General features: G+C 70.9%; 25 protein-coding genes and 1 riboswitch. Of the genes, 12 read left to right on the top strand and 13 right to left on the bottom strand.

All coding sequences use genetic code 11. From position 1 onward, the window contains the following. Nucleotides 1-24: 24 nt before the first annotated feature. The gene (locus M878_RS72070) at nt 25-294 is read right to left on the bottom strand and encodes a DUF4031 domain-containing protein (protein WP_023549351.1); all 270 of its coding nucleotides are present in this window, start codon (nt 292-294) and stop codon (nt 25-27) included. Beyond that, nucleotides 291-674 (bottom strand): hypothetical protein, encoded by a 384-nt coding sequence (locus M878_RS72065; protein ID WP_031225489.1) that lies wholly within the window; start codon nt 672-674, stop codon nt 291-293. The genes M878_RS72070 and M878_RS72065 overlap by 4 nt, the downstream gene beginning before the upstream one ends. Before the next feature lie 56 nt (nt 675-730). Between M878_RS72065 and M878_RS72060 the strand changes: the two genes are divergently transcribed. Genes M878_RS72060 through M878_RS72045 form a run of 4 tightly spaced genes read left to right on the top strand, consistent with a single transcriptional unit; the run spans nt 731 to nt 4,365 of the window. Continuing rightward, nucleotides 731-1,636, top strand: a complete 906-nt coding sequence (locus M878_RS72060) for a MurR/RpiR family transcriptional regulator (RefSeq protein ID WP_023549349.1) — start codon at nt 731-733, stop codon at nt 1,634-1,636. 46 nt (nt 1,637-1,682) lie between these two features. Then, nucleotides 1,683-2,606, top strand: a complete 924-nt coding sequence (gene murQ / locus M878_RS72055; RefSeq protein WP_023549348.1) for an N-acetylmuramic acid 6-phosphate etherase — start codon at nt 1,683-1,685, stop codon at nt 2,604-2,606. A gap of 16 nt (nt 2,607-2,622) precedes the next feature. Continuing rightward, nucleotides 2,623-4,104, top strand: a complete 1,482-nt coding sequence (locus M878_RS72050; protein ID WP_051430282.1) for a PTS transporter subunit EIIC — start codon at nt 2,623-2,625, stop codon at nt 4,102-4,104. Between the two features lie 30 nt (nt 4,105-4,134). Next, a complete protein-coding gene (locus tag M878_RS72045) occupies nt 4,135-4,365 on the top strand; it encodes a hypothetical protein (protein ID WP_023549346.1) in 231 nt (76 codons plus the stop codon). Between the two features lie 18 nt (nt 4,366-4,383). Here M878_RS72045 and M878_RS72040 read toward each other — a convergent pair whose 3' ends face one another. Beyond that, nucleotides 4,384-5,061, bottom strand: coding sequence for a class I SAM-dependent methyltransferase (locus M878_RS72040; protein WP_023549345.1), 678 nt, complete (start codon nt 5,059-5,061; stop codon nt 4,384-4,386). Between the two features lie 105 nt (nt 5,062-5,166). Between M878_RS72040 and M878_RS72035 the strand changes: the two genes are divergently transcribed. Continuing rightward, on the top strand, nt 5,167-5,754 hold the full coding sequence (locus M878_RS72035) for a hypothetical protein (protein WP_023549344.1): 588 nt from the start codon (nt 5,167-5,169) through the stop codon (nt 5,752-5,754). A 42-nt stretch (nt 5,755-5,796) separates the two neighbouring features. Here M878_RS72035 and M878_RS72030 read toward each other — a convergent pair whose 3' ends face one another. From M878_RS72030 to M878_RS72020, 3 genes are all read right to left on the bottom strand, one after another. After that, entirely contained in the window at nt 5,797-7,353 is a 1,557-nt protein-coding gene (locus M878_RS72030; RefSeq protein ID WP_023549343.1) for a carboxylesterase/lipase family protein, read from the bottom strand. Nucleotides 7,354-7,454: 101 nt separating this feature from the next. Further along, nucleotides 7,455-8,579 carry an NADH:flavin oxidoreductase gene (locus tag M878_RS72025; RefSeq protein ID WP_023549342.1) on the bottom strand — a complete coding sequence of 375 codons (1,125 nt, stop codon included), beginning with the start codon at nt 8,577-8,579 and terminating at the stop codon, nt 7,455-7,457. A gap of 121 nt (nt 8,580-8,700) precedes the next feature. After that, a complete protein-coding gene (locus M878_RS72020) occupies nt 8,701-9,051 on the bottom strand; it encodes a hypothetical protein (protein WP_245238174.1) in 351 nt (116 codons plus the stop codon). A 79-nt stretch (nt 9,052-9,130) separates the two neighbouring features. Here M878_RS72020 and M878_RS72015 point away from each other — a divergent pair, with 79 nt between their 5' ends. The 4 genes from M878_RS72015 (at nt 9,131) to M878_RS72000 (ending at nt 11,974) form a co-directional block, all read left to right on the top strand. Then, complete coding sequence (locus M878_RS72015) at nt 9,131-9,970, top strand: helix-turn-helix domain-containing protein (protein WP_023549340.1); 840 nt, start codon at nt 9,131-9,133, stop codon at nt 9,968-9,970. Beyond that, nucleotides 9,954-10,166: a DUF397 domain-containing protein gene (locus tag M878_RS72010; protein WP_023549339.1), complete on the top strand. Its 213-nt coding sequence runs from the start codon at nt 9,954-9,956 to the stop codon at nt 10,164-10,166. Before M878_RS72015 ends, M878_RS72010 begins: the two co-directional genes overlap by 17 nt. A gap of 258 nt (nt 10,167-10,424) precedes the next feature. Further along, complete coding sequence (locus tag M878_RS72005) at nt 10,425-11,243, top strand: hypothetical protein (RefSeq protein WP_023549338.1); 819 nt, start codon at nt 10,425-10,427, stop codon at nt 11,241-11,243. Between the two features lie 59 nt (nt 11,244-11,302). Further along, nucleotides 11,303-11,974 (top strand): Uma2 family endonuclease, encoded by a 672-nt coding sequence (locus tag M878_RS72000; RefSeq protein ID WP_023549337.1) that lies wholly within the window; start codon nt 11,303-11,305, stop codon nt 11,972-11,974. 91 nt (nt 11,975-12,065) lie between these two features. Here the strand turns inward: M878_RS72000 and groL are convergent, their stop codons facing one another. The 4 genes from groL to thrC form a co-directional block, all read right to left on the bottom strand. Beyond that, the gene (groL, locus tag M878_RS71995) at nt 12,066-13,688 is read right to left on the bottom strand and encodes a chaperonin GroEL (RefSeq protein WP_023549336.1); all 1,623 of its coding nucleotides are present in this window, start codon (nt 13,686-13,688) and stop codon (nt 12,066-12,068) included. A 360-nt stretch (nt 13,689-14,048) separates the two neighbouring features. Continuing rightward, a complete protein-coding gene (locus tag M878_RS71990) occupies nt 14,049-14,255 on the bottom strand; it encodes a cold-shock protein (RefSeq protein ID WP_023549335.1) in 207 nt (68 codons plus the stop codon). 432 nt (nt 14,256-14,687) lie between these two features. Further along, nucleotides 14,688-14,963, bottom strand: a complete 276-nt coding sequence (locus tag M878_RS71985; protein ID WP_023549334.1) for a MoaD/ThiS family protein — start codon at nt 14,961-14,963, stop codon at nt 14,688-14,690. A 109-nt stretch (nt 14,964-15,072) separates the two neighbouring features. After that, entirely contained in the window at nt 15,073-16,356 is a 1,284-nt protein-coding gene (thrC, locus tag M878_RS71980) for a threonine synthase (protein ID WP_031225484.1), read from the bottom strand. 17 nt (nt 16,357-16,373) lie between these two features. Then, a riboswitch (SAM riboswitch) is annotated at nt 16,374-16,538 on the bottom strand. 161 nt (nt 16,539-16,699) lie between these two features. On the opposite strand from thrC, the gene M878_RS71975 reads away from it, so the two are divergent. Both M878_RS71975 and M878_RS71970 read left to right on the top strand, forming a co-directional pair. Further along, complete coding sequence (locus M878_RS71975) at nt 16,700-17,644, top strand: glucosyl-3-phosphoglycerate synthase (RefSeq protein ID WP_031225483.1); 945 nt, start codon at nt 16,700-16,702, stop codon at nt 17,642-17,644. A 98-nt stretch (nt 17,645-17,742) separates the two neighbouring features. After that, nucleotides 17,743-19,185: an alpha,alpha-trehalose-phosphate synthase (UDP-forming) gene (locus M878_RS71970; RefSeq protein ID WP_023549331.1), complete on the top strand. Its 1,443-nt coding sequence runs from the start codon at nt 17,743-17,745 to the stop codon at nt 19,183-19,185. On the opposite strand, the gene otsB is transcribed toward M878_RS71970, so the two are convergent. The 3 genes from otsB to M878_RS71955 all read right to left on the bottom strand — a co-directional run bounded on the left by otsB (nt 19,173) and on the right by M878_RS71955 (nt 21,588). Then, a complete protein-coding gene (gene otsB, locus M878_RS71965; protein ID WP_023549330.1) occupies nt 19,173-20,006 on the bottom strand; it encodes a trehalose-phosphatase in 834 nt (277 codons plus the stop codon). The two genes, M878_RS71970 and otsB, sit on opposite strands and share 13 nt — an antisense overlap. Nucleotides 20,007-20,090: 84 nt before the next feature. Continuing rightward, nucleotides 20,091-20,315 carry a DUF3263 domain-containing protein gene (locus M878_RS71960; RefSeq protein WP_023549329.1) on the bottom strand — a complete coding sequence of 75 codons (225 nt, stop codon included), beginning with the start codon at nt 20,313-20,315 and terminating at the stop codon, nt 20,091-20,093. A gap of 34 nt (nt 20,316-20,349) precedes the next feature. Continuing rightward, a complete protein-coding gene (locus tag M878_RS71955; protein WP_209445651.1) occupies nt 20,350-21,588 on the bottom strand; it encodes an extracellular solute-binding protein in 1,239 nt (412 codons plus the stop codon). Nucleotides 21,589-21,747: 159 nt separating this feature from the next. Between M878_RS71955 and M878_RS71950 the strand changes: the two genes are divergently transcribed. Next, nucleotides 21,748-22,704 carry an ROK family protein gene (locus tag M878_RS71950; protein WP_209445650.1) on the top strand — a complete coding sequence of 319 codons (957 nt, stop codon included), beginning with the start codon at nt 21,748-21,750 and terminating at the stop codon, nt 22,702-22,704. Nucleotides 22,705-22,732: the final 28 nt, after the last annotated feature.

Raw genomic sequence — 22,732 nt, 5'->3', positions numbered from 1 at the left:
CAGAAGGCCGGTTCAGTCCCGCCCCTACGCGGCCGGCCGGCCCTTCGGGCGCCGCAGTCCGGCCTGGGTGAGCCGGCGGACCAGCTCCTTGGAGCCGACCCGCACCGCCCCGGCCGCCACCGCGTCCGCGTACCGGTGCGCCGGAAGGTCGTAGTGATCGCGCTCGAAGGCGCGCCTCGGCACGCCCAACCGCTCGGCGAACGCGTGCAGTTCGTCGTACGACACATCGCTCACCAGGTGCGACCACATGCGGCCGTGGCCGGGCCAGGCGGGCGGGTCGATGTACAGCGTCACGACGAGGTCATCCCGCCGGTGGCCGAGCCCAGCGAGCCCACCGCCGCGACCTTCACGCCCGCCTTGTGGCACACCCAGTGCGGGTCGGGACCCAGCTCGGGCTCCACGTCCAGCGCGTGCGGGTCGCCGGTGCGGCACACCGGGCACAGCGGCCAGCGGCCGTACCGGTCCAGCAGCGCGTCCTGAACGTCCTGGGCGATCAGCCCGGCGACAAAGGCGGCGCCTTCCGGCCACTGCTCGACCCACCAGCGCCGCTCCATGACGGAGTCCTCGACCAGCGAGACCACGTCCGCCTCCGCGACCTCGCCCGCGACCAGATCGGCGAGCACGAGGGCCCGCGCGGCATGCAAGGCCTGCTCAAGGGGACTGAGGGGATCCATGGAACCCATTGTGCGCACTCTTGACCACAACACCGAACCGAAAATATCTTTCACTCGTGACCCAGGACGTGAAGGAAATTTTCGGCAGTCCGGGCGGCTCGCTCTCCGCCAAGGTGCGCACCCTCGCCCCTTCCATGACCCGGTCCATGCAGCGCGTCGCCGAGGCCGTGGCGAACGACCCGGCCGGCTGCGCCGCCCTCACGGTCACCGGCCTCGCCGAGCTCACCGGCACCAGCGAGGCCACCGTCGTCCGCACCGCCCGGCTCCTCGGCTACCCCGGCTACCGAGATCTGCGGCTCGCCCTCGCCGGGCTCGCCGCACAGCAACAGTCGGGCCGCGCGCCCGCGATCACGACCGACATCGCGGTGGACGACCCCATCGCCGACGTCGTCACCAAGCTGGCCTACGAGGAACAGCAGACCCTCGCCGACACGGCCGCCGGACTCGACACCGTCCAGCTCGGCGCCGCCGTGGGCGCGCTGGCCGGGGCCCGCCGCACCGACGTGTACGGCATCGGCGCGTCCGGGCTCGTCGCCCAGGACCTCACACAGAAGCTGCTGCGGATAGGGCTCATAGCCCACGCCCACAGCGATCCGCACCTCGCGGTGACCAACGCGGTGCAGCTCCGCTCCGGTGACGTGGCGATCGCCATCACCCACTCCGGCTCGACGGGGGACGTCATCGAGCCGTTGCGGGTCGCTTTCGAACACGGGGCCACGACCGTGGCCATCACCGGCCGGCCCGACTCGCCGGTCACCCAGTACGCCGACCACGTACTGACCACGTCCACCTCACGGGAGAGCGAGCTGCGACCGGCCGCGATGTCCTCGCGGACGAGTCAACTGCTCGTGGTGGACTGCCTGTTCGTGGGAGTGGCGCAGCGGACGTACGAGACGGCGGCGCCCGCGCTGGCCGCGTCGTACGAGGCGCTGGCTCACCGGCATCGCACCAACCCCAGGTGAGCACCAGCACGCACAACGGCACCCAGACCTGAGAGAGCCACCCCCCATGACCTCCCATGAGCTGCGCAGCCAGCTGGCTTCCCTGACCACCGAAGCCTTCCGTCCCGAGCTCGCCGACATCGACCGTCTGCCCACCCTCGACATCGCCCGCCTGATGAACGGCGAGGACGCCGCCGTGCCCACCGCCGTGTCGACGCAGTTGCCCCGCATCGCCGCCGCCATCGACGCCATGGCCGAGCGCATGGCGAACGGCGGTCGGCTGATCTACGCCGGTGCCGGTACCGCCGGGCGGCTGGGCGTGCTGGACGCCTCCGAGTGCCCGCCCACCTTCAACACCGAACCCGGGCAGGTCGTCGGCCTGATCGCGGGCGGACCCGCGGCCATGGTCACCTCGGTGGAGGGCGCCGAGGACTCCGGGGAGCTGGCCCGGCAGGACCTGGACGCGCTGAAACTCGCCCCCGCCGACACCGTTGTCGGCATCTCCGCCTCCGGCCGCACCCCTTACGCGATCAGCGCCGTCGAGCACGCCCGCGCCCTGGGCGCCCTGACCGTCGGCCTGTCCTGCAACGCGGACAGCGCGCTCGCGGCCGCCGCCGAGCACGGCATCGAGGTCGTCGTGGGGCCCGAGCTGATCACCGGGTCCACCCGGCTGAAGGCCGGTACGGCCCAGAAGCTGGTCCTCAACATGCTCTCGACGATCACGATGATCCGGCTCGGCAAGACCTACGGGAATCTGATGGTCGACGTACGGGTGTCGAACGACAAGCTCCGGGCCCGCTCCCGCCGGATCGTGTCCCTGGCCACGGGCGCCTCGGACGCGGAGATCGAGAAGGCCCTCACCGAGTCCGGCGGGGAGGTGAAGAACGCCATCCTCGCCCTCCTCGCCGGCGTCGACGGCCCGACGGCCGCCCGCCTTCTGGAGGAGTCCGGCGGGCATCTGCGTGCCGCGCTGGCGCACGCGCCCCGCTGACCCGCACGCTCGGGGCGTGCGCAACGACCACCCCGCCTCCCCTGATCACCCCGCCTCCCCTGGCCCCGCCGCCACCGCGGCCGCCGTCCTCGACCGGGTCGGCGGCCCGGCCAACGTCACCTCCGTGGCCCACTGCATGACCCGTCTCCGGCTGTCCCTCGCCGATCCGGCGGCAGCGGACGAGGCGGCGCTGCGAGCCCTGCCCGGTGTGGTGGGGGTGGTGGCCGACGGGCCCGCCTGGCAGATCGTGCTCGGCCCCGGGGTGGTCGACAAGGTCACGGCGGAGGTGACAGCACGGATCACGGCGGGGCAACCGGGCGCCAACGGCACCGAGCCGGGCGACGGCACCGGCCTGCCGAAGGCCACCGAGCTGCGCGACGGCACCGACGTACGAGAAGTCCTGCGGCGCCGTAACGCCACCCCGCTCAAGACCGCCCTGCGCCGCGTCGCGAACGTCTTCGTACCGCTCATCCCCGCACTGATCGGCTGCGGCATCCTGTCCGGCGTCAACGGGCTGCTGCTGAACACCGGTTGGCTGCCCGGCCTCACCCCGGCCCTGTCGGCCATCGCGTCGGCCTTCCTGGCCCTGATCGCGGCGTTCGTCGGCGTCAACGCGGCGAAGGAGTTCGGCGGCACCCCCGTACTGGGCGGCGCGGCCGCGGCCGTCGTCGTCTACCCGGGCGTCGCGAAGGTGACGGTGTCCGGGACGCACCTCGCGCCCGGACAGGGCGGGGTGCTCGGCGCGCTGGCCGCGGCGCTGCTCGCGACCCGGGTGGAGAAGTGGGTACGGGGCCGGGTGCCGGGCGCGCTGGACGTCCTGCTCACGCCCACGCTCACCGTCCTCGTGTCCGGCCTGGTCACGCTGTACGGCCTGATGTACGCGGCCGGTGCGGTGGCCGCCGCGATCGGCACGGCTGCCGACTGGCTGCTGGCCACCGCCGGGGCGGCCGCCGGACTGCTCCTCGGCGGTCTCTTCCTGCCCCTGGTCATGCTGGGCCTGCACCAGGCCCTCATCCCCATCCACACCACCCTCATCGAGCAGCAGGGCTACACCGTGCTGCTCCCCCTGCTGGCCATGGCGGGCGCGGGCCAGGTGGGCGCGGCGCTCGCGGTGTACGTCCGGCTGCGCCACGACGTCTCCCACGACTCCCTGCGTACGACGATCCGCTCGGCCCTCCCGGCCGGCCTGCTCGGCGTCGGCGAACCGCTGATCTACGGCGTCTCGCTGCCCCTCGGCCGGCCGTTCCTGACCGCCTGCGCGGGCGGGGCGGCGGGCGGGGGCTTCGTCGGTTTCTTCGCGATGCTCGGCACCAAGGTGGGCGCGACGGCGATCGGCCCGTCGGGCTGGGCGCTGTTCCCGCTGCTGACCGGGAACCGGGGCCCGGCGGTGGCGTTGGCGGTCTACGCGGGCGGGCTGCTCACCGGGTACGCGGTCGGCTTCACGGCGACCTACCTCTTCGGCTTCCCGCGCCGTCCCCGTGTGGCCGCACCCGCGTGACATCCCGCCCGGCCAGTCGTTCCCCCGGGCATGATGAAGAAGCTCCTGGCCACAGCCGTCCTGGCCCTGTCCGTCGCGGCCCTGACCGCCCCCGCCCACGCCGGCGACCGCGAGTTGGACAACGATGCCGTGACCTGTGCCGGCAACCTCAACGTACTTCCCGTTCTCCAGCCCACCTCACCGCTGGCGCTGGCGGCCGGTGCCATCGCGGCCGTCCCCGTGTGCGGGGCGGGCAGCACCCTCAGCCAGCTCCACGGCTGACGACCCGGCGCCGGTTGTTCAGCGGCCTCGCGGAGCGGCAGGGGCACGCCAGACGAGGGTGTAACGCCAGAACAGCCGGCGTCGTAGCCGGGCACCGGGAAGCAGCCGGGCCGCCTCGCGGCCGATCTCGTCGAGGGTCAGCTCCGGGTCACGCGTGAGCGCGGTCATGGAGAGCGGCCGGTGCGCCGTGGCCCGCCCCCGGTTCTTCGCCCACCCGATCAGCGCGTTGAGCGGTACGGCCGCCAGCCCGATCGCGTGGTCGAGGGCGCCCTGGGGCCGGGCGCAGCCGACGACCACCAGGGTGCCGCCGGGGGCGAGTTCGCGCCGGAAGCGGGCGAGGCTGTCGGCACAGGGGAGGTGGTGCAGTACGGCGACACAGGTGATGACGTCGTAGGGGCCGGAGGGGAGGCCGTGCGGGGCGGCGGCGCGGGTGTAGGTGACCGGGGCCGACGCGTCCGTCAGCTCCCGTGCCCTGTCCAGAATCCGGGGGTCCGCGTCCACGCCGACGACCGACTCCGCGTGCCCGGCCAGCCGCCGCACCAGGTCCCCGCTGCCGCATCCCACGTCCAGGGCGCTGCCGAACCGGCGCGGCAACTGCCGCAGCAGCCAAGGGTGATAGTGCGCGTTGTGGTCCCAGGGGTGGGCGGCGTTGAAGCGGTGGAGGGCCTGCACCAGTCGGCTCGGCAGTATCGTCACGCGGCCAGTCCACCACGAGCGGGAACCGCGCCACCACGGTCGCCGGACACCGGGGAAGCGATCTCCGCTGGACACCGGGGCAGGAAAGGTGTACGCAGGCTGACCATGAACCACGCCCAGCTCGCCGCCCTCGGAAGGGCGCTCCGGCTCCTCGGGGAGCACGGGGAGGCCCTCACCGCCGACACCCCGGACACCCGGCTGCACGAGATCAAGGCGGATCTTCGCCGGGCGCTCGACCTGGTGGAGGAGAGCGCCGGGAGCAGCGCGCCCGCCACCCGGTGTGCCGAGCATCCGCAGGGGCCCGTGGACGAGAGCGCGCCCGATCTGTGCCTGCTCTGCGAGACCAGGCGCCGGGCCGCCCGCCGCTCTGAGTTCCAGGGCGGGCGGGCCGAGCCCACGCCCGTCGCCACCGCGCCCTCCCGGTACGGCGTCCGCGCCGACCGGCCCCAGCCGCAGCAGCGCTGGCTGCCGGAGGCGTGGAGCGGGCAGGAGTGGCAGCTGTGCGGCACGCCCCGGCGGGACCGGCGGGAGGCCGAGGCGTATCTCGCCGCCCAGCGGCGCTCGTCCCGGCCCGCGATGGCCTACCGGCTCGTGCACGAGTTCACCGACTACGAGGTGCTGCGGGTGTGGGGCACGCCGGTGCACGTCGACATCGAGCCCATGGGGAACATGGGGAACATGGGGAACCTGTAGCGCCCCCACCGCCCTCTCCCCCTGCCGCCCCTCTCCCCGCCGTCAGCCCAGCAGGGGCAAGGGCGGGAAGTCGTACCCCTCCCACAGGAGCCTGCTCTTCTCCTCCGGGTACGGCGCCACCTCCGGCTCCGCGTCCAGGACCTGGACCAGGCGGGAGTGCGGGTCGTAGGCCGGCCAGCCGGGGTCGCCGGTCCGGGCGAACGCCGTCCAGGCACGGTGGAAGAAGGACGTGAGCCGCTCCGCCTCCGGTGTGGGTCTGCCGCCGGGGAAGAGAAGAGCGCCGAGGTCCGCGCCGTACGTGCCGAAGAGCAGCGGGATGTCCAGGGCGTGGCAGGCGCCGAGCTCGCCGCCGGTGTCGGGGGCCGGCCAGGTCAGTTCGTAGACATGCGCGCGGCCGCCGCCCGTGTGCTGGGCCTCCGCGAGGCGCAGGGTCGGCAGCGCGAACAGCCAGTCGGTCTGGACGCGAGCGAAGAGCTGCTCGGCGGAGGCATCCGGGAAGGCGGCGCGGTAGGCCTTCTCGCCCGTCTCGCCGCCCGGCGCGTACATCCGCAGGGCCGTCGTCGCCAGGTCGTCCGTGACCTTGCCGGACAGGCCCGCCATGACCAGGAACAGTCGGTACTCGTCGCGGTTGTGGCCGACGAGGAGGTCGATGTCGCGGGCCGCGCCGGAGGCGAGGGCCTGCCAGGGGGTGCCGGGGAGGATCTCGCCGTCGACGACCGGGCCGAAGGGGACGGTGGTCGGGGCCACCTGGCCCCAACGGGCGGTGTACTGGCCCATCTTGGTGCCCAGCGCCGCGCCCGCCTCGGTGAGCCGCTGCGGCGCCACCGTCGCCAGGTCGGCCGCCGTGGGCTCGCGGTCCGCCTCGGCCGCCAGTGCCACCGCTATGTCGCGGGCCAGGTCGGCGGAGAAGAACGTGCCGGGCGCGCTCTGGGTCACCGCGCGCCGGAACAGCCCCCGCGCTCTGGGCATCGCCAGCAGGGCGGCGACGGAACCCGCGCCCGCCGACTCGCCGAACACCGTGACCTGGGCGGGGTCGCCGCCGAACGCGGCGATGTTCTCCTGGACCCATTCCAGGGCCGCCACCTGGTCCAGCAGCCCACGGTTGGCCGGGGCGCCGGCCCAGAGGGCGAAACCCTCCATGCCCACACGGTAGTTGAGGGTGACGACCACGACGTCACCAGCGCGAGCGAGATGCTGGGCGTCATAACCCGGCTGGCCGGAGTGGCCCAGTTTGAACGCGCCGCCGTGGATCCACACCATCACCGGGCGGGCGGCGGAAGGGTCCGGATCCGGGGTCCAGACGTTGACCGTCAGCCAGTCGTCGCTCTGCGGGGGCGGGAGCGGGACCAGGCGTCCGACGAAGCCCGTCTCCTGCGGGGGCGGCGGCCCGAAGGCGTACGCCTCCCGGACACCGTCCCAGGGCTGGGGCGGCCGCGGGGCCTGAAAGCGGGCCGGACCGACGGGAGGTGCGGCGAAGGGTATGCCCCGGAACACCGACAGACCCCGCTCACGCAGGCCACGCACCGCGCCGGAGGCGGTGCGCACCACGCGACTGGTGCCGTCGGTGTCCGGGGTCGCCTCGGACTCACTCGTCGTCATCTCGCTCCTCGCTCCCTCACTGCGTCAGCGCTCATCAAGGGAACGCACGACCACGATCACAAGTGCCCGCCCGGAGACGCCGGCTGAGAGTTTTCAGGACCTCAGCTGAGGGTCTTCACAGCGGCTGCGTCGTACGGCTTCAGCTCGTCCGAACGGTCCGCGAGCACCTTGGCCGCCCACTCCGGGTCCTGGAGCAGCGCGCGGCCGACGGCGACCATGTCGAACTCCTCGGCCTCCAGCCGGTCGAGGAGGTTGTCGATGCCCTGGGTCGGGGAGCCCTCGCCCTGGAAGGCGTTGAGGAAGTCGCCGTCGAGGCCGACCGAGCCGACCGTGATGACCTGCTTGCCGGTGAGCTTCTTCGTCCAGCCGGCCAGGTTCAGGTCCGAGCCGTCGAACTCCGGCAGCCAGTAGCGGCGGGTGGAGGCGTGGAAGACATCGACGCCGGCCGCGGCGAGCGGGGTCAGGATGGCTTCCAGCTCCTCGGGGGTCTCGGCGAGCCGGGCGGTGTAGTCCTGCTGCTTCCACTGCGAGTAGCGGAAGATGACCGGGAACTCGGGCGAGACGGCCGCACGGACCGCCGCGACGATCTCCGCGGAGAACTTCGTACGGGCCACCGGGTCGCCGCCGTAGGCGTCGGTACGGCGGTTGGTGCCCTCCCACAGGAACTGGTCGAGGAGGTAGCCGTGGGCGCCGTGCAGCTCCACGCCGTCGAAACCGATGCGCTCGGCGTCGGCGGCGGCCGCGGCGAACGCGCCGATGACGGCGTCCAGGTCGGCCTGCGTCATCGCTTTGCCGGTAGCCTCGGCGCCCGCCGTGACCAGGCCGGACGGGCCCATCGCGGGGGCGTCCGGGTAGGGGGCGTCACCGTCCTTGCGGACCATGCCGATGTGCCAGAGCTGCGGGACGATGGTGCCGCCCGCCGCGTGCACGTCCTCGGCGACCTTCGCCCAGCCCGCGAGCTGCTCCTCCCCGTGGAACCTCGGCACCCGGTCGCTCTGCCCGGCCGACTCGTGGCCGACGTACGTCCCCTCGGTGACGATCAGCCCGACACCGGCGGCGGCACGTCGGGCGTAGTACGACCGCACGTCCTCGCCCGGGATGCCGCCCGGGGAGAACATCCGCGTCATCGGCGCCATCACGATCCGGTTGGGGACGGTGAGGCCGTTGAGCGCGATCGGACGGGAGAGTATCTGGGCCGCGCGGGAGGCGGGGGTCGTGACGGTCACGTGGGGGCTCCTCGTGAGGGGGGTGCCGGGTGTTAACCGGTCGGTATGTGAATACGCATTGTTGCAGCTCCTTAAGTAATCGCCTATGCGCTGCCCCACATTCCGAACCCGGCGAAGGCCTTCACGTGACGCCCCTCACACTCTCCCGGTTCAGTCGCCGCACCCGCTCCCGCAGCGCCTCGTCCGTCGGCGTCTCGGCCGAATCCGGCGGACAGCCCTTCGCCCGGAGGACCGCCGCCAGCTTCGAGGCGACGCCGATGTTGCAGCGGCCCAGATCGACCAGGGCGTACGGGTGCCCGTGGGCGCCGGTCACCGGGTCGATCCGGAGCGACGGAAGAACGATCCCGACGTCATACAGGGCCGCGCGCACCCGCTCCACCGCTTCCTCGGCAGAACGGGCGGGCCGCTCATCCACCGTCATTTCCTTCATCTCCATTGCGCCAATCCCTCCACGCTGAGTGTTCACGTACACCACACAGAGTGGCCGTCAGCGCTCTACCCTGGCCAGAGAGGGCGCCCCAACAAACTCTGCTGTCAGACCGGGAGTTGCCATGGCAGGACCGAAGGATCTCGACCCGTCGTCATCACCCAGGGCCCTGCTGGGCGCGGAGCTTCGGCACGCGAGGGAGAGAGCGGGGCTCAGCCAGGAGGAGCTGGGCGCGAAGCTGTTCGTCAGCGGGTCGTTCATCGGCCAACTGGAGGCTGGAACACGGCGGATGCAGCCGGAGATCGCGGCAATGCTGGACGAAGCCCTGAATACAGGGGGCTTCTTCAAGCGGAACTGCAAGGCGGCGGCCAAGTCGAAGTATCCGGAGCACTTTGGGGAGGCAGCGGAGGCGGAAGCGCAGGCCGCGGTGATCAGACAGTACGCACCGCTCCTGATTCCCGGCCTGCTCCAGACACCCGCTTACGCACGAGCCGTGAACCGCGCGTACGACCCGACGGCACCGGAGGAGACCATCGAGGAGTGGACGGAAGGCCGGATGGTGCGGACCCGTCTACTTGACCACCCAACAAAGCCGGTGTTGTGGACCGTGCTTGACGAGGCGGCGTTACGCCGGGAGACCGGTGGCCGAGAGGTGATGGCGGAGGCCCTGCGCCACATCGCGAGCCTGATCCGCCGGAGCCGGGTCATCGTGCAGGTGCTGCCCCTCAGCGCGGGAGCGCACGCAGCAATGCAGGGTGCCCTGAAGCTGATGGAGTTCGAGGACGCCCCTCCGCTTGTCTATTACGAGGGGGTGCGCACCGGGCGACTGGAGGACGACCCGGCCACGGTCACCCAACTGAGGTTCACGTTCGATCTCCTCGTGGCCTCCGCACTCTCGCGGGAGAAGTCCCTAGCCCTCGTCGAGACGTTGGCGCAGGATTGCGCCCATGAGGAACATCCCTGATTACGACCTGAGCGCGGCCACCTGGTACAAGTCGAGCTACAGCGGAGGCGGCGGCGACGACTGCCTGGAAGTCACCCGCGACTTCCCAGCCCTCGTCCCCGTCCGCGACTCCAAAACCCCCCAAGGACCGAAGCTCGTGTTCCGGCCGGAGGCCTGGTCGGCGTTCGTCGAAAACCTCAGGAACGTCGGCGCTTGAGCTCCGGGCGCCGAGCTTCGAGACCTCTTTCTGCGGAATGGGTGGTGGGCTCAACCCACCCTCCCACCCTGCGAGTTGACTTGCCGCGACCGACTTGCCACGGACAGTCACAAACCTCTAACGTCCCGCATACGAACAACCCCCGCCAGGTGCGGCAAACACCTGCGGGGGTCTGACCAACGAGATCGGAGAAGCGATCCCGTGGCTGAAGCCCAGCTTAGTCCTGCCTCCCTGCCCGCGCATGCGACCCCGCACCCGATGGCCAATCCGGGTTACGGCAAGCGCTCCGCCCCTGACCAACTCCCCCGCACCAACCACGACTTCGCGCACCTCCCGCCCCGCGAAGCCGCCATCGCCGCGTACATCGACCGCCTACCCGAAGGTGCCGACGTCTCGGTGAAAACGCTGGCCAAGCAGCTCCCGTACGGCCAGTGCGCCCTGCGAACGGCTCTCAACAACCTCCAGCGGGCGGGCCACTTACGCAGGGGCCGGGAACACCTGACCGGCTCCGGCGGCGCGCGCTGGATCACCCGAACGTGGTTCTCCCGTACCACCCGTGACGACACCTGGTGGGCGGCGTTCACACGCGGCGACGTACCGGCGAAGGACGAGCCGCCGGACCGGCCCCGCCCCACCCGCTCCCGAGCCCACATCCTGCTCGCCGCCCTGGGTCGTACGGCCCCGCTCCTGTCCCTCTCCGCCGCCGACTGCGCCGCGCTCGCCCCGCTGGTGGAGGGGTGGTTCGCTCGTGGGGCCACCGACGAGGCCGTACTCCGCGCGCTGACCGAGGGCCTGCCCACGCCGGTCCATCACCCGGCCGCCTTGGTCCGCTGCCGCCTGATCGACAAACTCCCGCCGGAACCGGTCCGCCGCCCACCTCGCCGAGTCCTGGAGTGCGCGGAGTGCGGGGTCCCGGGGCAGCCGGAGGCACTGCCGGGGGGCGTGTGCGGCGGCTGCCGGGGCGAACGCGCTCCCGAGCGCCCCCGTACACCCCTGCCCGCCCCCGCAGTCCACGCCCGCGCGGGCGAGATCCGGGCTGCGATGTCCCTGAAGCGACGAGAGAGGACACCCGTATGACCGCTCCTACGGTCCGACGACACCACCCCGGGGCACGATGGAGGGGAGGAGGCGACGCCATGACCCCCAGCACCGCTGAACGCCCGCAGATGCCCATCGAGGACTTCGAGGAACTCGCCAGTGTGGCCCCGGAGGGCGTGCGGCTCGAATTCATCGACGGGCGCGTCCGTACCAAGGATCCGCTCAGCGTCGAGGACTTCGAGGAACTCGCACGCCGGGCGCCGGAGACCGTCCGGCTTGAGTACAGCAACGGAAAGCTAGAGGTCAAGGCAATGCCGGACGGCAACCACTGCGAGATCTTCATGTGGCTGCTCCGTCAGTGCATGCAGCAGCGCCCCGAACTGAACCTCGTGCCCGAACGAGGTGTCAAGACCGAGGCATACCGCAAGGGCCGCGCCATCACGGACGGCTTCCTCACGCCTAGGGGCCACTTGAGGGGACACGGCAACTGGTCCCCGGCCGACGGCGCCCTCATGGCCGTAGAGATCACCTCTCACGACCGCGACACCAACCAGCGCGACCGTATCGACAAGCCGGTCGGCTATGGAGCGGTCGACATCCCTGTCTACCTCCTCATCGACCGCGACAACAACACCGTCGTCGTCTACAGCGACCCCAAAGACGGCCGCTACCAGCAGTCCCCGTCCTATCCCTGGGGCGCCACCGTCGAACTCCCACCGCCGGTGAGCATCACCCTGGACACTGAGGAACTCAAGGACTACGCCGACTGAGGCACGTGAAACGCCCGAGAGCGGCACCCCCAGCCAGAAGCTGGAAGCACCGCCCTCGGTCCGAAGGACAGGCGATCAACCGTCAGGTCGATCAGAAGTCCATGTCACCGCCCGGCATGCCGCCGCCGGCCGGCGCGGCGGCCTTCTCCGGCTTGTCGGCGATGACGGCCTCGGTGGTGAGGAACAGCGCGGCGATGGAGGCGGCGTTCTGCAGGGCGGAACGGGTCACCTTCGCCGGGTCGATGATGCCCTCGGCGATCATGTCGACGTATTCGCCCGTGGCGGCGTTCAGACCGTGGCCGACGGCCAGGTTGCGCACCTTCTCCACGACGACGCCACCCTCAAGACCACCGTTGACGGCGATCTGCTTCAGCGGGGCCTCCAGGGCGAGCTTCACGGCGTTGGCGCCGGTCGCCTCGTCACCCTCCAGGTCCAGCTTCTCGAAGACCGAGGAGGCCTGCAGCAGGGCCACGCCACCACCGGCGACGATGCCCTCCTCGACGGCCGCCTTGGCGTTGCGCACGGCGTCCTCGATGCGGTGCTTGCGCTCCTTGAGCTCCACCTCGGTGGCGGCACCGGCCTTGATGACCGCGACACCGCCGGCGAGCTTCGCCAGGCGCTCCTGCAGCTTCTCGCGGTCGTAGTCCGAGTCGCTGTTCTCGATCTCGGCGCGGATCTGGTTGACCCGGCCGCCCACCTGCTCCGAGGAGCCGGCGCCGTCGACGATGGTGGTCTCGTCCTTGGTGATGACGACCTTGCGGGCGCGGCCCAGGAGGTCCAGGGTCGCGTTCTCCAGCTTGAGGCCGACCTCCTCGGAGATGACCTCGCCGCCCGTGAGGATGGCGATGTCGCCGAGCATGGCCTTGCGGCGGTCGCCGAAGCCCGGGGCCTTGACGGCGACGGACTTGAAGGTGCCGCGGATCTTGTTGACGACCAGGGTCGACAGGGCCTCGCCCTCGACGTCCTCGGCGATGATCAGCAGCGGCTTGCCCGACTGCATGACCTTCTCCAGCAGCGGGAGCAGGTCCTTGACCGAGGAGATCTTGGAGTTGGCGATGAGGATGTACGGGTCCTCCAGCGCCGCCTCCATGCGCTCCATGTCGGTCGCGAAGTAGGCGGAGATGTAGCCCTTGTCGAAGCGCATGCCCTCGGTGAGCTCAAGCTCCAGACCGAAGGTGTTGCTCTCCTCGACGGTGATGACGCCTTCCTTGCCGACCTTGTCCATGGCCTCGGCGATCAGCTCGCCGATCTGGGTGTCGGCGGCGGAGATGGACGCGGTGGAGGCGATCTGCTCCTTGGTCTCGACGTCCTTCGCCTGCTCCAGCAGGGCGGCGGAGACGGCCTCCACGGCCTTCTCGATACCGCGCTTGAGGGCCATCGGGTTGGCGCCGGCGGCGACGTTGCGCAGGCCTTCCTTGACCAGGGCCTGGGCCAGGACGGTCGCGGTCGTCGTGCCGTCACCGGCTACGTCGTCGGTCTTCTTCGCGACTTCCTTGACCAGCTCGGCGCCGATCTTCTCGTACGGGTCCTCGAGCTCGATCTCCTTGGCGATGGAGACACCATCGTTGGTGATCGTGGGGGCGCCCCACTTCTTCTCGAGGACGACGTTGCGACCCTTGGGGCCGAGCGTCACCTTGACGGCGTCCGCGAGCTGGTTCATGCCGCGCTCGAGGCCGCGCCGCGCCTCCTCGTCGAACGCGATGATCTTGGCCATGTGAAGTGGTCCCTCCAGGACTGGGGGTGATTCCTTCGGACCGCGCCCGCGCCCGCGACGGACGGTTCGCCGGCCTGTGGTTCCCTGCCCCACGTGGCCCGCGGACCTCACCGACCCGGTCCTTCTTTGTCACTCTCACCTTCAGAGTGCTAACGCCAATGATTAGCACTCGGCATGCCCGAGTGCAAGCGCCTCGCGCCTGCCGGGGGCCTCGCTCAGCCGCGCGCGAACGGGGGGCGCCGGGCATGAACGCCGGGCATGAACAGGGGGCGCGCCGGGCATGACGAAGGGCCCGCACCCCAGGAGGTACGGGCCCTTCGAAGATGAGCAGAAGAACGTCGCTGTCAGCCGACGCGTGCTTCAGCTGGTCGCCAGCTTGACCATGTCCGCCTGCGGGCCCTTCTGACCCTGCGAGATCTCGAAGTCGACCCGCTGTCCCTCTTCCAGGGTGCGGTAACCGTCCATCTGGATCGCACTGTAGTGGACGAAAACATCCGCACCACCGTCGACCGCGATGAAGCCGTACCCCTTCTCCGCGTTGAACCACTTGACGGTGCCCTGAGCCATGCCTAACTCCCCTATTACTGGCCCTTGCACAGATCCACACTTCGCGGACCCGGGTCAGACCTCACCCCCCAAATCGGTCGGGGGCGTGCGCCGGAACGCGTCGACCGCGGCTGAATGTATCTGTCCAACTGCCGTCTGCAACAGGTCAATCGGACGAGAATTCTGGACGGGAACGGTCCGGAATGTGGTGAGAATTCGCCCGACTTCGGGGCAAGTCGGGCCACACAAAGGCCACAAAAGCCGCATAAAACCCGCGTACTTTGGCTGCTTCTTGTCGGGCGTGCGGCACGAATCCAGGGCTCGCGACCCGAAGGCCGCGACCAGGTTCCCCAACTGTACCGCGCTCAATCACGCAGAATCGCCCCCTCCGCTTCTCTCACGGAGGAGGCAATTCAATGAACAATGGGTAACTGAAGTTACCCAAGGTAACGATCAGCCGCCGGCGACCGCCGGGATGATGGAGACACCCGCGCCGTCCGGGGTGGCGGTCTGAAGGCCCTGCTCGAAGCGGACGTCGTCGTCGTTGACGTAGACGTTCACGAAACGGCGCAGCTTGCCCTGGTCGTCCAGGACGCGGGCGGCGATCCCGGTGTGGTTCTTCTCCAGGTCCTCGATGACCTCGGCGAGGGTGGCGCCTTCGGCGGCCACTTCGGCCTGCCCACCGGTGTAGGTGCGCAGGATGGTCGGGATGCGAACGGTCACGCTCACGATGAAACCTCCGGTCAGGGTGACGCCCCAGGGGCGCGGGGCTGTATTTGATGTACGGCTACCGCCGCGTGGGCACGACCAGCCCCCACCGGCCCGCAGACGAACTCAGTTACGCGAGGCCGGCCTCGCGGAACGAATCAAGGCTGGGACGAATGGTCGCGGTCAGCCCTGTACCAGCCACCGCGTCCAGCGTCTTCAGCCCGTCACCGGTGTTGAGAACCACCGTGGTCTTCGTCGGGTCCAGGACGCCGTCCTTGATCAGCTTGCGGGTGACGCCCACGGTCACACCGCCCGCCGTCTCCGCGAAGATGCCCTCGGTGCGGGCCAGCAGTTTGATGGCGTCGACGACTTCCTCGTCCGTCACGTCCTCCACGGCACCGCCGGTGCGGCGCGCGATGTCGAGGACGTAGGGGCCGTCGGCCGGGTTGCCGATGGCGAGGGACTTGGCGATGGTGTTCGGCTTCTGGGGGCGGACCACGTCATGGCCGGCCTTGAAGGCCGTCGACACCGGCGAGCAGCCCTCGGCCTGCGCGCCGAAGACCTTGTACGGCTTGTCCTCGACCAGACCCAGCTCGATCAGCTCCTTCAGACCCTTGTCGATCTTCGTGAGCTGGGAGCCGGAGGCGATCGGGATCACGATCTGGTCGGGCAGCCGCCAGCCGAGCTGCTCGCAGATCTCGTACGCGAGGGTCTTGGAGCCCTCCGCGTAGTACGGCCGCAGATTGACGTTGACGAAGCCCCAGCCCTCGCCGGCCGGGTCGCCGATCAGCTCCGAGCAGAAGCGGTTCACATCGTCGTAGTTGCCCTCGATGCCGACCAGTTCGCCGCCGTAGACCGCGGCCATGACGACCTTGCCCTGCTCCAGGTCATGCGGGATGAACACGCAGGAGCGGAAGCCGGCGCGGGCCGCGGCGGCGCCGACGGCACCGGCCAGGTTGCCGGTCGAGGAGCAGGAGAGCGTGGTGAAGCCGAAGGCGCGGGCGGCCTCCAGGGCCTGGGCGACGACGCGGTCCTTGAAGGAGTGCGTCGGATTGCCGGAGTCGTCCTTCACATACAGGCCGCCGGTGACGCCCAGCTCGTGGGCGAGGTTGTCGGCCTTGACCAGCTTGGTCCAGCCCGGGTTCAGGTTGGGCTTTTCGGCCACGTCCGCCGGGACGGGCAGCAGCGGGGCGTACCGCCAGATGTTCGCCGGGCCGGCCTCGATACGGCGGCGCAGCTCTTCGGTGTCGTAGCCGGAGAAGTCGTAGGCGATCTCCAGCGGGCCGAAACACTCCTCGCAGGCGAAGACCGGGCCGAGCGGGACACGATGCCCGCACTCGCGACAGCTCAGGGCCGCGGCGGGACCGAGGTCGACGGTGGATTCGCTGGTGCTTGCAACTGTCTGCACAGCCATGGAGGCGAGGCCCTTTCTCCTCATCTTCCTCATGACGCATCTCGCCATGAGACGGATTTGGCACCTTCCCTAGCCGGGAGCCTCGCGGAGCGATCAGACCTGATCAGGTTGATCTACGAGTATCGGCTGGAGGGTTGCCGGGGCTTCATCGGGCCGTGTCCCTCTGCCCCTCTGGATGAGCGGTATTCGGTTGTGAACGCGCGTGACCCTCCGACATGCGATGGTCATCGGCGTTGTTCAAGACTGTAACCGAAGGCCAGGACAGTTGAGATAGTCGTCCGAACCGCGAGATGGATCACACGGTTCGCCCCCTGTGATCACGAACAGAGAGGAGCCGCAGACCGTGCTGGAAGAAGTCGAGCACTGGCTGGCCACCCGCTCCTGGTCCGTGACCGATCGCCCTCTCCACCGCGTCCTGTCCGCCAAGCAGCGCACGGGTCAGACGATCAGCGTCGTACTGCCCGCGCTCAACGAGGAGGAGACGGTCGGCGACATCGTCGCGGTCGTCCGCCATGACCTGGTGGAGCAGGTTCCGCTGGTCGACGAGATCGTGGTCGTCGACTCCGGCTCCACCGACCGTACCTCCGAGGTCGCCGCGGCCGCGGGCGCGCGGGTCGTTCACCGCGACGAGATCCTCCCGCGCATTCCCGCCGTCCCCGGAAAGGGTGAAGTGCTGTGGCGCTCCCTGCTGGTGACCGGTGGGGACATCGTCTGTTTCGTCGACGCCGACCTCAGGGAGTTCTCCTCCGACTTCGTCTCCGGGATCGTCGGCCCGCTGCTCACCGAGCCGGGAGTCGACCTGGTCAAGGCCATGTACGACCGTCCGCTGGCCGGGGCGGCGGGGCAGGGCGGCCGGGTCACCGAGCTGATGGCCCGCCCGCTGCTGAACCTGCACTGGCCGCGGCTGGCCGGTTTCGTGCAGCCGCTGGGCGGCGAGTACGCGGCCCGCCGCAGCCTGCTGGAACAGCTCCCTTTCCCCGTCGGCTACGGCGTGGAGCTGGGCATGCTGGTGGACGCGCTGCACCTGGTGGGGCTCGACGCGCTCGCGCAGGTGGACGTGGGCGTGCGCAGACACCGCCACCAGGACGGACAGGCGCTGGGCCGGATGGCCGCGGAGATCTACCGCACGGCCCAGCTCCGGCTGGCCCGCGGCCACCTGGTCCGTCCGGCGCTGACCCAGTTCGAACGCGGCACGGACGGCTTCGAGCCGCACACGTACTCGGTGGACACCGAGGAGCGGCCACCGATGGCGGAGATCGCCGAGTACGCCGACCGCAAGGTGGCGTGAACCGGTCGTAGCGGTCGGCGCGCACCGGTCGTATACGTCCGCGCGCCGGACCCCAACCGCACGTTTGAGCGTTTCCGGGCCGGGCTAGGTTGAGGACCATGGCTTCCACGCAGGGTGCTGCCGAGAAGGCTCGGGTGCTGGTCGCGTCCAATCGCGGCCCGGTTTCGTACGCGAGGGAGGAGGACGGCTCGCTGCGCGCCAGGCGGGGCGGCGGCGGGCTGGTCTCGGGGCTGTCGGCCATCGGGGCGGAAGCGGACTCGGTGTGGGTGTGCGCGGCGCTCGGCGACGGCGACCGGGAGGCCGTACGGCGGGCGGCCGGAGGGCTGCTGCCGGCCGAGGACACCGGCGGGCAGCGGGTGCGGATGCTCGACATCGACGCCGAGGTGCACTCCGACGCCTACAACGGCATCGCCAACTCGGTGCTCTGGTTCGTCCACCACATGCTGTACCAGACCCCGGTGGAGCCGGTCTTCGACACGGAGTTCCGGCGGCAGTGGGCGTCGTACGAGGCCTGCAACCGGGCGTTCGCCGAGGCGCTGGCGGAGGAGGCGGCCGACGGGGCGGCGGTGCTGGTGCAGGACTACCACCTGTGCCTGGTGCCCGGCATGCTCCGCGAGCTGCGCCCGGACCTGCTCATCGGCCACTTCTCGCACACCCCGTGGGCGCCGCCGGACTACTTCCGGCTGCTGCCCGACGACATCGCGGCCGCGCTGCTGAACGGCATCCTGGGCGCGGACCGGGCGGCCTTCCTGACCGCCCGCTGGGCGGACGCGTTCGCGTCCTGCTGTGCCGCGGTACTGGGTCCCGACAGCCTCACGGGTACGGCGATCGGGGTGCACGGGCTCGGCGCGGACGCGGACTTCCTGCGGGAGCGGGCCCATGCGCCGGACGTCGAGGAGCGGATGACGGTCCTGCGGGCGGAGATCGGCGAGGGCCGCAAGGCCGTGGTCCGCGTCGACCGCACCGAGCTGTCGAAGAACATCGTGCGCGGCCTGCTGGCGTACCGGCGGCTGCTGGACACGCACCCCGAGTGGCGGGAGCAGGTGGTGCAGCTCGCGTTCGCGTATCCGTCGCGGCAGGACCTCGCCGTGTACCGCGACTACACGGCCGCGGTGCAGCGGGTGGCCGAAGAGATCAACTCGGCCTACGGCACGCCCGGTTGGACCCCGGTCGTACTGCACGTCAAGGACGACTTCGCGCGCTCGCTGGCCGCCTACCGGCTCGCCGACGTGGCCCTGGTCAACCCCATCCGGGACGGCATGAACCTGGTCGCCAAGGAGGTCCCGGTCGTCTCCGACCAGGGCTGTGCGCTGGTGCTGTCGCGGGAGGCGGGGGCGTACGAGGAGCTGGGCGCCGACGCGATCGTGGTGAACCCGTACGACATCGAGGGGACGGCGCAGGCGTTGCACACGGCGCTGAGCATGCCCGCGGGTGAGCGGGCGGAGCGGACGAAGCGGCTGGCCGCCGCGGCCACCGCGCTGCCGCCCGCCCGGTGGTTCCTTGATCAGCTGCGGGCGCTGGAGGAGCTTCAGTCCAGCTGAGCCGCCAGCGTCCGCAGCAGGTGTACGACGCCGGCCGGGCCGTCCACCACCATGTCCGCGCGTTCCGCCAGTTCCGTGACCTCCGTGCTGCCGCTGCAGACCAGCAGGCCGAAGACACCGTCGGAGCGGAGTTCGTCGACGGCGTCGAAGGCGGGGAGGTCGCCGAGGTCGTCGCCGGCGTAGAGGACCGACTCGGCGCCCGTTTTGCGGACGTGCTCGCTGAGCGCCACGCCCTTGTCCATGCCCGGCGGGCGCAGTTCCAGGACCAAGCGGCCGGGCTCGACGATCAGGCCGTGGCGGGTGGCGAGGGCGGTGAGGGGGCCGCGCAGGGCGTCGAAGGCGGCCTGCGGGTCGTCGGCTCGGCGGGTGTGGACCGCGACCGCACGGCCTTTCTCCTCGATCCAGGTGCCGTGCCAGGCGCCGGCGCGGTCCAGGACGCCGGGCAGCTCGGCGCGGGCCGCCGCGACGCCGGGGTGCGGGGCGGGGGCGGTGATGGTGCCGGTGGCCGCGTCCCAGCGTTCGGCGCCGTAATGGCCGAGGACGGTGAGGTGCTCCAGGCCGGGGACGCCGGCGAAGCCGCCGTAGCGGACCGCGACTCCGGCGGGGCGGCCGGTGATCACGGCGACAGAGGCGACCTTCGGGGCGAGGGCGGCGAGGGCGGGTACGGCCTCGGGGTGGGCGCGGGCCTGTTCGGGGTCGGCGACGATGGGGGCGAGGGTGCCGTCGAAATCCAGGCCGACGATCGCCGCGGTCGGCTTCGCCAGGAGTGCGGCGAGTCCGTCCCGGCCGGGCTGGGTCTGCGGGGTCGGCAGAGGGTCCATACCTGCGACACTATCCAGCGCGGGTCGCCCTCACGCCTGGGGCTCCGCCTCGCCCACCCACGCGGAACTGCGGTGCCGTCGGCTTCAGCGTTCCGAGCGGCGGGCGTCCCGTACTCTCCGCAAGCGGTTCACCGTCACCGGATCGTGCGCCAGCGCTCTCTCGTCGTCCAGCAACGCGTTCAGCAGCTGGTAGTAGCGGACCGGAGCCAGGCCCAGTTCCTCGCGTATCGCTCGTTCCTTTGCGCCGGGGCCGGGGAAACCCCGGCGCTCCAGGGCGAGGATGGATTGTTCGCGGGGGCCCAGTTCCATGCAGCCACCGTAGCGCCGGGGACTGACAACCCGGTCAGCTCTTGCTGCTGCTGTCCGCCGCGGTCGCCGTCGCCTGGAGGCGGGAGAGGACGGCGGCGGGGCTGCCGTCGGGGGCGACGGCCTTGCCGATGTTCTGCTTGACGGCCGCGCTGACCGCCGCCCAGGAGGTCTTGCCGACCGGATACAGCTCGGACGTGGGCAGCTGTTCGAGGAAGGGGTGCAGGGCCTTGTCGGGGGCGGAGTCCGACTCGCTCATGGCGTTGGAGGCGGAGCCGGTGACCGGCAGCAGGCCGTACTGGCGGGAGAAGTCGAGGACGTTCTTCTCGGTGTAGACGAAGTTGAGGAAGTCGCCTATCTGCGCGGCGTGCCCGTTCTGTTTGAAGGCCATCATCCAGTCGGCGACCCCCATGGAGGCCCTGGCCTTGCCGGTGCGGCCCGGCATCGGCACCATGCCGAACTGCACGCCCTTCTTGTCGGCCTGCTGGATCAGCGTGGGATGCCCGTTGAGCATGCCGACCTGGCCGTCGGCGAACGCGGCGAACGCGTCCGCGCGGTTGAGCTTGCCGGGCGCGACCGGCCCGGTCAGACCCTTGCCGACCAGGTCGTCCTTGAGCCAGGTGAAGGTGTCGACGTTCTGCGCGGAGTCGATGGTGTAGGTGCCGATGTCGTCGGTGTAGCCGGTGCCGCCGCTCGCGCCGCTCAGCATCCACTGCATGGTCTCGGCCTGGGCCTCCTCGGGGCCGAGGGGCAGCCCCATGGGGTACTTCACGCCCTTGTCCTTGAGCGCCTTGGCGTCGGCGGCCAGCTCGTCCCAGGTGGTGGGCGGGCTGGTGATGCCGGCCTTGGCGAACAGGGTCTTGTTGTAGAAGAGCACGCGCGTGGAGCCCCCGAAGGGGATGCCGTACTGCGTGTGGTTCCACTGGCCCGCGTCGGAGAGCTGGGAGAGGAAGTCGGCCTGGGTGCGGATGGAGAGCAGGTCGGAGGCCGGATAGAGCTTGCCGGCGGCCGCGTAGTCGGCGTAGGCGCCGATCTGAGCCAGGTCGGGCGCGTGGCCCGCGGCGACCATGTCCTTGACCTTGGCGTCGACGTCGTTCCAGGAGTACACGCTGACGTCGATCTTCACACCGGCGTGCTTGGACTCGTACTCCTTGACCAGGGCGTCCCAGTACTTCTTGGAGCTGTTGGCGGCCGAGTCGCCGTAGTCGGCGGCGACCAGTCTCAGGGTCGTGTCCGAGGAGCCGGTGCTTCCGCAGCCTCCCAGGACCGCCGTCATGCCCAGTGCGGACACCACCGCGATCGTTCCTGCCGTACCCCGACGCACCGTCAAAGCCCCAACCCTGCTGTCTGACCGTTCAATATATGGACAGATAAGGTCTACACCACGTGAGTGGACTAGACCTCTCGCGGGTGGCAGGTCACACTAGGTGCCGTGGTGAGACATGTCATCGCCCTGGACGTGGGCGGTACCGGGATGAAGGCCGCCCTCGTCGGCGACGACGGCGAACTGCTCCACCGTGCCCGCCGCGCCACCGGACGCGAGCGGGGACCGGACGCGGTGGTCGCGACGATCCTCGACTTCGCCGCCGAGCTGCGCGCCCACGGCGCCGAGCACCTCGGCGCACCGGCCGTCGCCGCCGGTATCGCGGTCCCCGGCATCGTCGACGAGGAACAGGGCGTCGCGGCCTACGCGGCCAACCTCGGCTGGCGGGACGTACCGCTGCGCGCGCTGCTCACCGAACGGCTCGGCATTCCCGTCGCCCTCGGCCACGACGTGCGCACCGGCGGCCTCGCCGAGGGCCGGATCGGCGCGGGCAAGGGCGCCGACCGGTTCCTGTTCGTGCCGCTCGGCACCGGGATCGCGGGCGCCATCGGCATAGACGGCCGGGTCGAGGCGGGCGCGCACGGCTTCGCGGGCGAGATCGGCCACATCGTCGTACGGCCGTCCGGCACCCCCTGCCCCTGCGGGCAGCGCGGCTGTCTGGAGCGGTACGCCTCCGCGTCCGCCGTGACCGAGGCCTGGGCGGCGGCCTGCGGGGACCCGGACGCGGACGCCGCCGACTGCGCCAAGGCCGTCGCGTCCGGTGACCCGAACGCCGTCCGGGTCTGGCAGGAGGCGGTGGACGCGCTCGCCGACGGCCTGGTCACCGCGCTCACCCTGCTGGACCCGCGCACCCTGATCATCGGTGGCGGTCTCGCCGAGGCCGGGGAAGTGTTGTTCCAGCCACTGCGGGACGCCGTCCGGCACCGGGTCACCTTCCAGAAACTGCCGGCCATCGTCCCCGCCGCCCTCGGCGACACCGCGGGCTGCCTCGGCGCGGGCCTGCTCGCGCAGGACCTGCTGACGACCACCATCCCTACGACTCCGGAGGAAGCACCTGATGGCCACTGAGCGGGACAGTCGAACCCCGGGTGCGGGC

The organism is Streptomyces roseochromogenus subsp. oscitans DS 12.976, assembly GCF_000497445.1.
GTDB lineage: Bacteria > Actinomycetota > Actinomycetes > Streptomycetales > Streptomycetaceae > Streptomyces > Streptomyces oscitans.
The sequence above is the reverse complement of the archived record's forward strand: the minus strand, read 5'-3'. Positions and strand labels throughout refer to the sequence as shown.